This is a genomic window from Streptomyces sp. NBC_00647 (genome assembly GCF_045207245.1).
Classification (GTDB): domain Bacteria; phylum Actinomycetota; class Actinomycetes; order Streptomycetales; family Streptomycetaceae; genus Streptomyces.
This window is the reverse complement of record NZ_CP109040.1, coordinates 8,376,075-8,388,968: the sequence shown is the minus strand read 5'-3', so window position 1 is coordinate 8,388,968 and position 12,894 is coordinate 8,376,075. Positions and strand designations below refer to the sequence as shown.

General features: G+C 71.8%; 13 protein-coding genes. All 13 read right to left on the bottom strand.

The annotated features are described in order from the left end of the window. Positions 1-154 precede the first annotated feature (154 nt). Entirely contained in the window at positions 155-1,576 is a 1,422-nt protein-coding gene (locus OG788_RS36790; RefSeq protein WP_406375328.1) for an MFS transporter, read from the bottom strand. Between the two features lie 116 nt (positions 1,577-1,692). Further along, a complete protein-coding gene (locus OG788_RS36785) occupies positions 1,693-2,052 on the bottom strand; it encodes an MmcQ/YjbR family DNA-binding protein (RefSeq protein WP_406375327.1) in 360 nt (119 codons plus the stop codon). Between the two features lie 166 nt (positions 2,053-2,218). Continuing rightward, positions 2,219-2,755, bottom strand: coding sequence for a GNAT family N-acetyltransferase (locus OG788_RS36780; RefSeq protein WP_406375326.1), 537 nt, complete (start codon positions 2,753-2,755; stop codon positions 2,219-2,221). Beyond that, positions 2,752-3,324, bottom strand: a complete 573-nt coding sequence (locus tag OG788_RS36775; protein WP_406375325.1) for a helix-turn-helix domain-containing protein — start codon at positions 3,322-3,324, stop codon at positions 2,752-2,754. Before OG788_RS36775 ends, OG788_RS36780 begins: the two co-directional genes overlap by 4 nt. A 43-nt stretch (positions 3,325-3,367) precedes the next feature. Further along, on the bottom strand, positions 3,368-4,273 hold the full coding sequence (locus OG788_RS36770) for a LysR family transcriptional regulator (protein WP_351540946.1): 906 nt from the start codon (positions 4,271-4,273) through the stop codon (positions 3,368-3,370). An 80-nt stretch (positions 4,274-4,353) separates the two neighbouring features. After that, the gene (locus OG788_RS36765) at positions 4,354-5,547 is read right to left on the bottom strand and encodes a glycine C-acetyltransferase (protein WP_351541026.1); all 1,194 of its coding nucleotides are present in this window, start codon (positions 5,545-5,547) and stop codon (positions 4,354-4,356) included. A 19-nt stretch (positions 5,548-5,566) separates the two neighbouring features. Further along, entirely contained in the window at positions 5,567-6,595 is a 1,029-nt protein-coding gene (tdh, locus tag OG788_RS36760; RefSeq protein WP_266764120.1) for an L-threonine 3-dehydrogenase, read from the bottom strand. Positions 6,596-6,931: 336 nt separating this feature from the next. Further along, complete coding sequence (locus OG788_RS36755; protein ID WP_351540952.1) at positions 6,932-7,519, bottom strand: GAF domain-containing protein; 588 nt, start codon at positions 7,517-7,519, stop codon at positions 6,932-6,934. Continuing rightward, on the bottom strand, positions 7,516-8,115 hold the full coding sequence (locus tag OG788_RS36750; RefSeq protein ID WP_266764118.1) for an ATP/GTP-binding protein: 600 nt from the start codon (positions 8,113-8,115) through the stop codon (positions 7,516-7,518). Before OG788_RS36750 ends, OG788_RS36755 begins: the two co-directional genes overlap by 4 nt. Next, positions 8,093-8,464, bottom strand: a complete 372-nt coding sequence (locus tag OG788_RS36745) for a DUF742 domain-containing protein (RefSeq protein WP_406376947.1) — start codon at positions 8,462-8,464, stop codon at positions 8,093-8,095. The genes OG788_RS36750 and OG788_RS36745 overlap by 23 nt, the downstream gene beginning before the upstream one ends. A 2-nt stretch (positions 8,465-8,466) precedes the next feature. Then, the gene (locus OG788_RS36740) at positions 8,467-8,901 is read right to left on the bottom strand and encodes a roadblock/LC7 domain-containing protein (protein ID WP_266847992.1); all 435 of its coding nucleotides are present in this window, start codon (positions 8,899-8,901) and stop codon (positions 8,467-8,469) included. A gap of 74 nt (positions 8,902-8,975) precedes the next feature. Next, positions 8,976-11,054 carry an ATP-binding protein gene (locus OG788_RS36735; RefSeq protein ID WP_406375324.1) on the bottom strand — a complete coding sequence of 693 codons (2,079 nt, stop codon included), beginning with the start codon at positions 11,052-11,054 and terminating at the stop codon, positions 8,976-8,978. A 347-nt stretch (positions 11,055-11,401) separates the two neighbouring features. Further along, entirely contained in the window at positions 11,402-12,619 is a 1,218-nt protein-coding gene (locus OG788_RS36730) for an MBL fold metallo-hydrolase (RefSeq protein ID WP_406375323.1), read from the bottom strand. Positions 12,620-12,894: the final 275 nt, after the last annotated feature.

The window sequence follows — 12,894 nt, the reverse complement described above, 5'->3', positions numbered from 1 at the left end:
ACGGTGGTCGCGCACCGGTTTTCCGCCGACCGGGCGGCCGGCGCCGCGCGGAAGCGGACGGGCGGCACGCGTCCGGTGCCGGCCCGGAGCGCGGTCGAGGTCACCGAGATCCCCGAGATCCCCGTACGACGGTCTCGGCGACGCACGGCCGTACCTAGCCCGGCCTGCCCCGACCCGCACGGACCCGGGTGACCGGTTCCCGTTGTCCCGGGAGTACGGGCCCGTCGGCGCGCACCAGATTGCGGATCGCGGGGACCGACAGCAGGGCCGTGGAGACGACGAGGGTCATGACACCGGCCATGAGGAGGACGTGGTCGGCGCCGAGGGCCGCCGCGGCGGGTCCCGCGAGTGCCTGGCCGACGGGCATCATCGCCAGGGAACCGGCGACGTCGTAGGCGTGGATGCGGTTGAGGACGTCGGGCGCGACCTGCGTCTGCACACTGGTCGCCCACATCACGCCCCACAGCGACGTGCCCGCTCCGGCGATCAGCGCTCCCGCCGACATGGCGGCCACACCGAGCCCCGCCCCGACGGACGCGGGGAAGCACGCGAAGGCGAAGAGGGCGAAGGAACCGGCGCGCAGCATGCGGCGCGGACGCAGTCGCAGCGCGACGAGCCCGCCGATGACGGTGCCGGCGCCGAGGGCGGAGTTGATCAGGCCGTAGGCGCGCGGGCCGTGCTCCCGCACCACCTCGGTCGCCACCAGCGGGACGGTCGGGCCCCAGACGGAGATCATGTAGACGCACCAGATGACGATGACGGCCCACATCCAGGTACTGGATCTGAACTCCCGCCAGCCTTCGGCGAGATCGGCCTTGAAGCTGCCGCTGTGCGCCCGGCTTCCGGGAGCGGCCGGGGGCGGGCGGAGCAGCAGCAGGCACAGGGCGCTGAACGCGAAGGTGGCGGCGTGGGCCACGAAGACCCCGCCGGCGGAGGCGAACGCGACCAGCAGACCCGCCAGGGCGGGGCCGGCGAGCTGGGCGGAGGACTCGGCGATCCGGATGGCGCCGTTGGCGCCCTGCACGTCGGCGGCGAGGCGCGGCACGGTGCTGGCGACGCCGGGCTGGAAGACCGCGCCCGCCACGCCGTTGGCCGCGCCGATCACGCAGATCTGCCAGAGGATCACGTGGTCGGCGAAGAACAGGGCGGCGGCGACCGCCTGGGCCACCAGCCGCACGAGGTCGGCGCCGATCATCAGCTTGCGGGTGCTGAACCGGTCGGCGATCACTCCGCCGAAGATCACCAGTCCGGCGAAAGGGGCGGCCGACGCGGCCATGGCGACGCCGACGGCACCCACCCCGTACCCGTACCGCAGCAATCCCGCGGCGAGGGCCACCGGCAGCATGGTGTCGCCGAGCCGGGCCATGGCGCGGGCGACGAAGAACAGGGCGAAGTCGCGCGACCAGACCGGCCGCGGAGGCCGGTCGGCAACGATGTCAGGCCGGACGGGGCCCGAGCCCGAGCCCGCCACCGTGGATGCCTCGCTCCACGACTCGGCCGATCCACCCCTGGCCACACCGACGCGCTCCGACCGCTCTCCGCGCGGCGACTCCTCGCCCGATGACGTCCTGGTCATCCCGCTCGCACCCCTCCCCTGGCCCCGCCGGGCGGCTCCCCCGCGAAGCCGCCTGTCCCTCTCCCCACTCCTGTTTCCGGATCATGCCACGGGCCTCCGACACCGCCGAGGCAGTTTCAGTCGGCGGACGAGAGCCCCAATTCGGGGTGGGCGTCGATCAGTCGGGGCGGGGCCGCCTGGCGCCAGGAGTCGGCGAGGATGTCACGGAGTTCGTCGTCGTCCTCCAGGGCGGAGAGCCGGGCCCGGACCCAGGCGAAACCGGCTTCGTGGTCGGCGATCCAGAACTTCCGCGGCTCGGCCAGGACGAGTTCGTCGCGCTCCTCCTTGGGGCAGCGCACCGCGATGGAGGTCTCCGCCTCGGGCAGCGTGACGAACATCTTTCCCGCGACCCGGAAGGTGGGCATGTTCCACGCGATCTTCTCCGTCGTGTCCGGCAGGGAGAGGGCGATACGGCGTACGTCTTCGGCATCCGGCATGAGACGCACGGTAGCCAATGGCACTGACATCGACGCGACGAAGCACGACGTCAGCGGCGTTGTCGACGGGGCGGGGCGGACCCCGGTCTCCGGCGACCTCGATCCGGCGGGGTCTCCCCGCCACGGCCTCACCAGCCTCCACGGCGCCCGCAGGGGCCGAGCCCCGTCACGCGTCGTCCGCGGGCGCTCCCGGCCGCTTGTAGAAGATCGTCGTCGGGCGCAGTTCGCCCGAGGGCGTCGCCGCGTAGTCGGGTATGGCCCCGAGCCGGGTCCAGCCCGCCGAGTGGTAGAGGGACTCGGCGGGGCTGTCGGTCTCGGTGTCCAGATGGAGGAGGGTGACTCCGGCGGCGGCCGCCTCCTTCTCCGCGGTCGCGAGGAGCGTCCGGCCGAGGCCCTGCCCACGGCCGTCCCGGTGCACCATCAGCTTGACGAGTTCCGCGCGGTGGCGGCTGTTGGGCTTGTCGGGGAACGCGAGGGCGACGGTGCCGAGCAGCCGGTCACCGCCGCGGGCCACCCAGACCGCGAGGTGCCCCGCCGAGACCGCGGCCGCGCGCTCCCGCCACCAGGCGACGGCCGCCGCGTGGTCGAGCGGGGCGAGGAACCCGATCGAGGCGCCGCCCTCCACGGTCTCGGTGAGCAGGTCCGCCAACTCGTCGACGGCCGCGTGGAGTTCGGCTGCGGTGAGGCGGGCGACGGTGGTCACGGCAGCACCACCGCCAGCACGTACCGCACGTCCGCGGGGCCGGGGCAGCGAAAGCGCGTCGGGCCCCACACCCGCAACCGCAGGCAGTCGCCGGCACCGAGGCGGTGTTCGACATCCTGCGCGGTCACGTCGAGCGTTCCGTCGAGGACCCAGATGTGCTGCTCCAGGCCGGGTACGGGAGGCCTGTCGTACGCGATGTCCGCGCCCGCCGTGAGCCGTCCCTCGACCAGTTCACCGCGGAGTCCCGGATGCGGCGGCGACACCGATCGCCGGACGAAGCCGGAGGCCTTGTCCGTCCAGATCGCCTGGTCGGCGGCTCGGACCAGCAGGGCGGGCTCTCCCTCCACCTCGCTGAGCAGATGCGACATGGTCCGCCCGTACACATGGCAGAGGCGGTTCAGGAGGGAGGCCGTGGGGCTGATCTCGGCGCGCTCGGCGCGGGAGAGGGTCGACCGGCTGATCCCACTGTGCTCGGCCAACTCGCCGAGGGTCCAGCCCCGTTCGGCTCTCAGCTCGGCCAGTCGGGCCCCGAGCCGGGCGTCGACGGCGGCATCCTCATCACTTCCCATATTCGGGATTCTATCCCAGATACGAGAAGACGAGCCGTCGGGTTCAGTCCACGGTCGCCGCTCGGGTCAGAGCGTCCAGCACGGGCCGGATCAGCGGATGGTCCTCCGCGCCACGGCGTACGGCGGCGAAGACGCGGCGGGTGGGCGCGACGCCGTCGACGGGGCGGACGACGACACCGGTGAGCTCCATGCCGCGCAGCGCCGAGCGGGGCACCAGGGCGACACCGGCGTCGGCGGAGGCGAGGGCGACGACGGCGCGGAAGTCGTCGGAGGAGTGTTCGAGGCGCGGCTGGAATCCCGCGTTCTCGCAGGCCAGGACCACCACGTCGTGGCAGGGATTGCCCGGGTACGGACCGATCCACGGATCCTTGGCCAGCTCGGCGAGCGGCACCTCCTCGGCGTCGGCCAGGCGGTGGCTGACGGGGACGACCGCGTCGAAGGGCTCGGCGTAGAGCGGGACGTGCGTCAGCCGCGGGTCGTCCGCGTCCGGGGCACCCCGGTACTCGACGGCCACCGCGATGTCGACCTGCCGGTCCAGCACCATCGGCAGGCTGGCGTCGCCCTCGGCGTCGTGGACCCGGAGGTGGATGCCGGGGGCCGTGACGGCGAGGCGGGCCAGCGCGGGGGCCACGACCAGGCCGATGCCGGTCGCGAAGGAGGCCACGGTGACCGTGCCGGCGGAGCCCGAGCTGTACGCGGCCAGCTCGGCCTCCGCGCGCTCCAGCTGGGCGAGGACGGCGTTGGTGTGGCCGAGCAGGATCTCGCCGGCGGCTGTCAGCCGTACACCCTTGGCACCGCGCTCGACGAGCCGGTGGCCCGTCTCCTGCTCCAGGGCGGTCAGCTGCTGCGAGACCGCCGAGGGCGTGAGATAGAGCGCGGCGGCTGCCGCAGTCACCGTGCGGTGGTCGGCCACCGCACGAAGGATGTGGAGCCGCCGCGCTTCGATCATGCGACCGATTCTCTCAGGTCACACGCACTTTCCGGCCACCGTGGTGCCGGCCGCCCTCGGGCCCGAGGGCGCGCACCCCGTCAGGCGTCGAGTTCCGCCCGCGCCGCCACGAAGGCGTCGACGGCCCGGTTCACGTCCTCGGTGGAGTGTCCCGCGGACAGCTGGACCCGGATACGGGCCTTCCCCTGCGGAACGACCGGGTAGGAGAAGCCGATCACGTACACGCCGCGCTCCAGGAGCAGCTCCGCCATGCGGCCGGCGACGGACGCGTCACCGATCATGACGGGAGCGATCGCGTGGTCGCCGGGGAGGATGTCGAAGCCCTCCGCGGTCATCCGGGACCGGAACAGCGCGGTGTTCTCCGCGAGCCGGACGCGCAGGTCGTCGGCGGACTCCAGCAGGTCGAGGACCTTGAGGGAGGCCGCGGCGATCACCGGAGCGAGCGTGTTCGAGAAGAGGTACGGACGGGAGCGCTGGCGCAGCAGGGCGACGATCTCGGCGCGGGCGGCGACATAGCCGCCGGAGGCGCCGCCGAGGGCCTTGCCGAGCGTGCCGGTGATGATGTCGACGCGGTCCATGACGCCGTGCAGCTCGGGGGTTCCGCGGCCGCCGGGGCCGACGAAGCCCACGGCGTGCGAGTCGTCGACCATGACCATCGCGTCGTAGCGCTCGGCGAGGTCGCAGATCTCCTTGAGCGGGGCGACGTAGCCGTCCATGGAGAACACGCCGTCGGTGACGATCAGACGGCGGCGCGCGTCGGAGGCCTCCTTGAGCTGGGCCTCCAGATCGGCCATGTCGCGGTTGGCGTACCGGAAGCGGCGCGCCTTGGACAGCCGGATGCCGTCGATGATCGAGGCGTGGTTGAGGGCGTCGGAGATGACCGCGTCCTCGGCGCCGAGCAGGGTCTCGAAGACGCCTCCGTTGGCGTCGAAGCAGGAGGAGTAGAGGATCGTGTCCTCCTGGCCGAGGAACGCGGACAGCCGCGCCTCCAGCTCCTTGTGCACCTCCTGCGTACCGCAGATGAAGCGCACGGAGGCCATGCCGTAGCCCCAGCGGTCGAGCGCCTCGTGGGCGGCGGAGACGACCTCGGGGTGGTCGGCGAGGCCGAGGTAGTTGTTCGCGCAGAAGTTGAGGACCTCACCGGGGCGGCCGCCCGCGGTGACGTTCACGGTCGCGGACTGCGGGCTGCCGATGACCCGCTCGGGCTTGTGCAGCCCGGCGGCGCGGATCTCTTCGAGGGTGGTGCGGAGGTCATCACGGACGGAGTCGAACATCATCAGTTCCTTAGAGTCCTCAGAGGGTCCAGTCGAGAATGACCTTGCCGCCGCGGCCGCTGGCCGCGTCGGCGAATGCTTCCTCGTAGTCGCGGAATCCGTACCGGCCGGTGATCACGGGGGCGAGGTCGAGGCCGCCCTCCAGGAGGACCGACATCGCGTACCACGTCTCGAACATCTCACGGCCGTAGATGCCCTTGATCGTGATCATGGAGGTGACGATCCGGGACCAGTCGACCGGGAACTCCTGGGACGGCAGGCCCAGCATCGCGATCCGTCCGCCGTGCGTCATGTTGGCGATCATGTCGCGCATCGCCTCGGGGCGGCCGGACATCTCCAGGCCGATGTCGAAGCCCTCGCGCAGGCCGAGCGTGCGCTGACCGTCGGCGATGGTCGAGCTCGCGACGTTGAGGGCGAGGCTGACACCGATCTTGCGGGCCAGTTCCAGGCGCTCCTCGCTGACGTCGGTGATGACGACGTTGCGGGCACCCGCGTGGCGCGCCACCGCCGCGGCCATCAGGCCGATCGGTCCGGCGCCGGTGATCAGGACGTCCTCGCCGACCAGCGGGAAGGAGAGCGCGGTGTGCACGGCGTTGCCGAACGGGTCGAAGATCGCGGCGACGTCGAGGTCGACCGGGACGCGGTGCACCCACACGTTCTGGGCGGGGAGGACGACGTACTCGGCGAACGCGCCGTCGCGGCCGACGCCGAGGCCGACGGTGGCACGGCAGAGGTGGCGCCGCCCGGCGAGACAGTTGCGGCACTTGCCGCAGACCAGGTGTCCCTCACCGCTGACGCGGTCGCCGATGTTGATGTCGGCGACGTCGCGGCCGGTCTCGACGACCTCGCCGACGAACTCGTGGCCGAGGACCAGCGGCGTCTTGATGGCCTGCTGCGCCCAGCCGTCCCAGTTGCGGATGTGCAGGTCGGTGCCGCAGATCCCGGTCCTGAGGACCTTGATCAGTACATCACCGGGGCCGGCCTGCGGCTCCGGAACGTCCGTGAGCCAGAGTCCGGGCTCCGCCTTCTCCTTGACCAGCGCCTTCACTCGACGGCTCCTGTGCGTGAGGTCCCGGGAACGGGCACGCCGAAGGGGCCCGCACCGGGGAGAGGGGTGAATTCACCCAGAAATCTGCCGTACGACGGTGCCCCTGGTCCATCGAGGATTTCTTAAGCGCGGCCCCAGCTTTCCTTCACACCCCAGTTCTCCCTAGCCCCGCCCGGGGTCGGATGTCGGGCCGCCGGAGTGGCCCAAGAGAGGGACTGCGGTGTCGGAGGTGACTACGTGGACATGCATGATCCCCGTCCCACCGGGGCTCATCACCTACGTCGAGAGCAGGTCCCGCGGCCGTCGGCAGGGCCGGCTTCCGCGTCCGGCACGTAGTCAGAACCCCTGGACCGCCTCCCGTCGTTCGAGCTGCTCGACCAGCTCGGCCGCCATCGACTTGATCGTCTCCAGGCCCGCCTTTCCCCATGGGCGCGGCTCGACGTCCACGACGCAGATCGTGCCGAGGGCGATGCCGGTGCGGTCGATCAGCGGGGCACCGAGGTACGAGCGGACGCCGAAATCGTCGACGACCGGATTCCCGGCGAAGCGCGGGTAGTCGCACACGTCCTCCAGCACGAGCGCCTTGCGGCGCACCACCACATGAGGACAGAAGCCGTGGTCCCGGGCCATGTAGCGGCCCACTTCGAGTTCGGGCCTGTCCGCGGTCGCGGCGAGGTCGCGGCCCTTGGCCCCGCCGTCAGGGGTGTGCAGGCCCGCGAAGAACTGCTGTTCCTCGTCGATGAAGTTGACCATCGAGTACGGCGCCGCGGCGACCTCCGCGAGACGGTCCGCGAAGGCGTCGAAGGCGGGCTCGGCGCGCTCCCCCAGCCCCAGTCGGCGCAGCCGTCGCACCCGGGCCGGAGCGTCCTTGTCCTCCGGCGTGAGCAGCAGACGACCGGCCGGCCGCGGCGGGTCGTACCTCATGTACGGGCTCCGTGGCTCGGGGAGTGGGCCGGCGCGTGGGCCAGGAGGTGGCGGACCAGGGTGAGCAGGGTCTGCACACCCGAGCTGGAGATCCGGGCGTCGCAGCGCACGACGGGGATCTCGGGGTCGAGGTCGATGGCCGCGCGCACCTCGGCCGGGTCGTAGCGGTACGAGCCGTCGAACTCGTTGACCGCGACGATGAACCCGAGACCGCGCTGTTCGAAGAAGTCGACGGCCGCGAAGCAGTCCTCCAGGCGCCGTGTGTCGGCGAGGATCACCGCACCGAGAGCGCCCTCGGAGAGCTCGTCCCACATGAACCAGAACCGCTCCTGCCCTGGTGTGCCGAACAGATAGAGCACGTGTTCCGGATCGAGGGTTATGCGTCCGAAATCCATCGCGACGGTCGTCTCGACCTTGTTCTCGATGCCGTCGAGCTTGTCGGTCGCGGCGCTGACCGTGGTGAGCAGCTCCTCCGTACTGAGCGGCGCGATCTCGCTCACCGCGCCGACGAAAGTCGTCTTGCCGACCCCGAACCCGCCCGCCACCAAGATCTTCAGTGCGGTGGGGAAGAGGTCAGAGTTGTCGTCGTAATCCATCGAGCACTGCCTCCAGAAGAGACCGGTCAGTGGGGTTGTGGTGGAACTCCGGGGGCTTCGTGGTCAGCGCCCCGCAGTCGACGAGGTCGGACAGCAGCACCTTGGTGACCGCCGCCGGAAGCTTCAGATGGGCGGCGATCTCCGCGACCGAGACCGGTGCCCGGCAGCGTTCGAGTGCCTGGCTGTGCTCGGGGCCGAAGTAGCCGAGGGGTGTGGCTCCGGTGGCCATGACCTGGGAGAGGAGGTCGAGCGCGGTCGTCGGCCGGGTCCGGCCGTTGCTGACGGTGTAGGGGCGCACCAGGCGTCCTGCCGCGTCATCGAGCCAGGGCTCGTCACCGGCCGCGGCCACGCTCAAGGCCTCATCGCCGGGGGTTCGACGGTGTGCTGCCGGGGCGCGGTGATCAGATAGGGGCGGACGCTCTTGACCAGCATCGCCATCTCGTAGCCGAGCACGGCCGCGTCGGCCTCGCGGCCCGCGAGCACGGCGAGACAGGTACCGGAGCCCGCCGTGGAGACGAACAGGAGGGTCGAGTCGAGTTCGACCACGACCTGGCGTACCTCGCCGCCGTCCCCGAAGCGCACGCCCGCGCTGCGCCCGAGCGAGTAGAGGCCGGAGGCCAGCGCGGCCATGTGGTCGGCACTGTCCGGGTCGAGGCCGTGGACCGACTTCACGAGCCCGTCGCAGGAGAGCAGCACCGCGCTGGTGGTGTGGGGTACGCGCTGGACGAGGCCGCTCATCAGCCAGTCGAGATCGGATACGTGACCGGTCGGCGCATCGCTCGCCATGGGGGATCGACTCCTTGAGGTACGAAGGTCCGCGGGAGCGGTGGGGGTGGGTGTGGAAGTGGGGGTGGGGGTGGTCATCCGGCCGGTGCGCTCCCGTCGTGCCGGGTGGTGCGGTCGTGGCCGGACGCGGTGTCGCGCGCTCCGTGCGGCGCGGGCGCGTGCGTCGTGCGGGTTTCGCTCAGGAACGCCGTCGGTGTGCCGTACTCCAGGGGTACGTCGATGGGGTCGCCGCCGCCGAGGGGGGTTTCCCGGGCGGACTCCCCGTGGACCCGCGCCGCACCGTCCGGGCGCGGTGCTTCCAGGCGCGGCCGCTCCAGGCGCGCCCGGTCAGGGAACGACGCCGGGGCGGCCGCCGCCGACGCCCCCCGTGCCGGCTCCGGCTTCTCCCGGCCCGCCGTGTCCGCGTGGACGGCCTCGGCGAGCCCGATCCCGCGCTGGAACGCCGCCATGAGACCCGGGTCGTGCCCGACGACGTCCTCCGTGTCCTGGCGGGGAGCGGGCCCTTCGCGCAGCTGGGGAACGAGGTGCTCCTGAGCCCGTCGCCTGGGCAGATGGGGCTTGCCCATGGTGCCGCGGACGGCACCGGAGCGCGGTGTGGGCGGCATGGCCGCGTTCTCGGCGACCGTGAGCCGGTCCCCGGGGCGGATGCCGGGCACGGCCTCGGCCGGATTGGGCCGCTCCGCGCGGGCACCGCGCATCGGGAGCGGGGTGGGACCGCCGCGTCCCGCGACCGGCTCACCCGGCGCGACGCGCGGAGGTGTCCGCTCCCCTCGCACCGGCTCCCGCTGCGACTGCCGTGGCACGGGGGCGACCGTGCGGCCCGCGGGAGTGACCGGGACCCCCGCCGGTGCGGGCTGCGCGGTCCCGGGTCCGAGGGACGGCCGGTGCCCGCCGCTCGTCTCCTGAGGCGACGCCTGCGTCATGCCCGCGTCTCCCGGAGCTCCCGGCCTTGCGCCCAACAGCGCCTGCGGGACGACGAGTACGGCCTGGACACCGCCGTAGATGTTGCTCTGGAGCCGGACGTGGATGCCGTGCCTGCGGGCGAGCTGCGAGACCACGAACAGACCGATGCGCCCGTCCTGCAGCAGTCCGGCGACGCTGACCTGGTCGGGGTCCGTGAGCAGGGCGTTCATCTTGTTCTGTTCGCCCGGCTGCATGCCGAGCCCACGGTCCTCGACCTCGATGGCCAGTCCCGAGGTGACGAGATTGACGCGCAGCAGCACCTGGGTGTGCGGGGCGGAGAACACCGTGGCGTTCTCGACGAGTTCGGCGAGCAGGTGGATGACGTCGGCGACCGCGTGGCCGCGCAGGGTGCCTTCGATCGGCGGCACGAGCTTGACCCGCGAGTACTGCTCGACCTCGGCGATCGCGGAGCGCAGCACCTCGGTCATGGAGACGGGGTTGCTCCACTGGCGGCGCGAGACGGCACCCCCGAGCACGGCCAGGTTCTCGGCGTGGCGCCTGATACGGGTGGCGAGGTGGTCGACGTGGAAGAGTCCCTTGAGGAGGTCCGGGTCCTCGATCTCGTTCTCCAGCTCGTCGAGGATGGAGATCTCGCGGTGCACGAGGGACTGGAGGCGCCGGGCCAGATTGACGAAGACCTCGACCTTCTGTTCGCTGCCGGCGTGGCTGGAGAGCTGCGCGGCCTGCACGACGGCGGCGACGGCGCCGTCGTGGGCACGGGACATGTCCGCGGCGAGCAGTTCGAATTCGTCGGCGTCCGCGGGAGGCCGACGGCGCGTCTTGCGCTCGGGCGGGTTCTCGCCGCGGCGCAGCCCCTCGACGACGGCGCGCAGATCGGTCTCCGTACGAGCGCTGGCGCGGCGCAGTGCTCCTATGCGTTCCCGGACGGACGTGGCGGCGCGATCGGCTGCCACGGCGGCGATCAGGATGCCGGCCAGGGCCACGCTCACGGCTCCGGCCAGGACGGCCCACAGGGTGAGGCCGGGCCGGGCGCCGGTGGAGCGGACGGTGAACAGTACGGCGGCACACGCGCTGAGGGCCACCGCGGTCGGCGGCAGTACCGCGAGGCGCAGCAGCTGGGGCCGCAGGTGCGTCTCGGGCAGCGAAGAGGTGGCACGGGCGACCGGTCGTCCGTGCCGTCCGCCCTCACGGCGGTCTGCGCGTGCGGCCGGTGCGCGAAGGTGAGACATCGGCGTCCTCGTACTGGATGCGTCGGGGGCACGGGGCTCCCGCGGGTCTGCGTGACTCGGGGATGTGCCATCGCGGTGCCGGTCGAGAGAGCCGAAAAAATCGGCCCTGCGTCGCCCGACGGCAACTGACAGTAGTCGCCAACGCATCATGTGCGGTGGGCTGTTGACAAACTCCCCCAGCCGACATCCCGCTCTGGTATGAGCCGTCGTACGACTGACCGATAACAGCGTCGGACGCATGTTCGTGCCACCCCCGCATCCGATCGGAGCTGGTCAGAAGCGGTCGCAAACAAACGGCGAGGGCCGAGGAGCATGTCGCTCCTCGGCCCTCGCCGTAGATCGGCTGATCAGCCCGCAGGCACCGTTTCCGGCTCTCCCGTGCCCTCCGCGGAGGTGCCCCCGACGTCACCCGGCGTGTCGGCGACGGTCTCCTCGACGACCGGCCAGCCGCCCTTCGGCGCACGGGCCACACCACGCCACCACGGCTCGGAGGGGACGGTCTCGGCCGTGGGCTCGAAGGGCTCGCCGGGCCGCGGCAGCGCGACACGGGCTCCGGCCGCGCGGGCGGCGGCCACCGTGCCCTCTCCCGGGTCGGCCCAGGCGTGGGTCGAGAGGTTGAACGTCGCCCAGTGGATCGGCAGCATCACTCCGGAGGGCCGCCCGCCCTGGAGGTCGAGGTGGGAGCGCATCCCCTCCTCGGGTGTCATGTGGATGTCGGGCCAGAACTCGCTGTACGCGCCGATCTGGATCATCGTGGCGTCGAACGGGCCGTGGGCGGCGCCGATGTCCTTGAAGCCCTCGAAATAGCCGGTGTCACCGCTGTGGTAGATGCGGTGGGCGTCGCCCTCGGCGACCCAGGAGGCCCACAGGGTGTGCTGCGTGTTGCGCAGTCCGCGACCACAGAAATGGCGCGCCGGTGTCGCCGTCAGGGTGATCCCGCCGACCTTCGTCGACTCCTGCCAGTCCAGCTCGCGCACGCGGTCCGCCGAGATGCCCCAGTGCTCCAGGTGGGCGCCGACGCCGAGCGGCACCGCGAACACCGTGTCCGTGTCGGCCAGCGCCTTGATCGTGGGCATGTCGAGGTGGTCGTAGTGGTCGTGCGAGATCACCACGACGTCGACCGGGCCGAGCGCGGCCAGCGGCAGCGGCACCGGGTGCAGCCGCTTGGGGCCGGCGAAGGCGAACGGAGAACAGCGCTCACCCCAGACGGGGTCGAACAGCACACGGTGGCCGTCGATCTCGGCGAGGACGCTGGAGTGCCCCATCCAGGTGAGCCGCAGCCCCGTCGCGGCGGGTTTGCCCAGGTCGGCGAGGGTCGTGGCATGCACCGGCACCGTGCCGGTCGGGGCGCGGTGGGCGCGCTCCTCGCTGCGGAAGTAGACCTTCGCGAACTCCACCATCGAGCCGTCGGGGCGGGTCCGGGCACGCTCCGGGTTCTGGAAGACACCGTCCGCGAAGTTCGGTGAGTTGCGGATGCGCTCCATGCGCGCACCTCCCGGATCCGCGCCGAAGGCGGCGGGCCGCAGCGCGCGGAGCCCGGAGCTCAAGGTACGGAAACCGGTCACGGATACCTCCAGAAGGAGTCGGTCAGGCTTTCATTATGGTCGTCGCCTCTGACAGCGCCGGGTCGCCCCGGTCGCGGCGCGATGTCCGTGGCCCCGGGTCTGTATGTGCTCAACCCCGGCGTGCACGTGGTTCTTCCTCGGAAGCGAAACGTTCTCGTACACCACCGCGCGACGAGCGTCGCTCCGGCACCCCCACCGATGGTCGATCCCGTGCGTTGACATGACCCGACCCCCGTTCCGATACTGACTCATGATTCAGTAGTACGGAACCGTCC

What these genes read in the sequence shown, in the direction of transcription:
- OG788_RS36790 (WP_406375328.1), bottom strand. Translation starts at nt 1,576, where the DNA reads ATGACCAGGACGTCATCGGGCGAGGAGTCGCCGCGCGGAGAGCGGTCG.
- OG788_RS36785 (WP_406375327.1), bottom strand. Translation starts at nt 2,052, where the DNA reads ATGCCGGATGCCGAAGACGTACGCCGTATCGCCCTCTCCCTGCCGGAC.
- OG788_RS36775 (WP_406375325.1), bottom strand. Translation starts at nt 3,324, where the DNA reads ATGGGAAGTGATGAGGATGCCGCCGTCGACGCCCGGCTCGGGGCCCGA.
- OG788_RS36770 (WP_351540946.1), bottom strand. Translation starts at nt 4,273, where the DNA reads ATGATCGAAGCGCGGCGGCTCCACATCCTTCGTGCGGTGGCCGACCAC.
- OG788_RS36765 (WP_351541026.1), bottom strand. Translation starts at nt 5,547, where the DNA reads ATGTTCGACTCCGTCCGTGATGACCTCCGCACCACCCTCGAAGAGATC.
- OG788_RS36755 (WP_351540952.1), bottom strand. Translation starts at nt 7,519, where the DNA reads ATGAGGTACGACCCGCCGCGGCCGGCCGGTCGTCTGCTGCTCACGCCG.
- OG788_RS36750 (WP_266764118.1), bottom strand. Translation starts at nt 8,115, where the DNA reads ATGGATTACGACGACAACTCTGACCTCTTCCCCACCGCACTGAAGATC.
- OG788_RS36740 (WP_266847992.1), bottom strand. Translation starts at nt 8,901, where the DNA reads ATGGCGAGCGATGCGCCGACCGGTCACGTATCCGATCTCGACTGGCTG.
- OG788_RS36735 (WP_406375324.1), bottom strand. Translation starts at nt 11,054, where the DNA reads ATGTCTCACCTTCGCGCACCGGCCGCACGCGCAGACCGCCGTGAGGGC.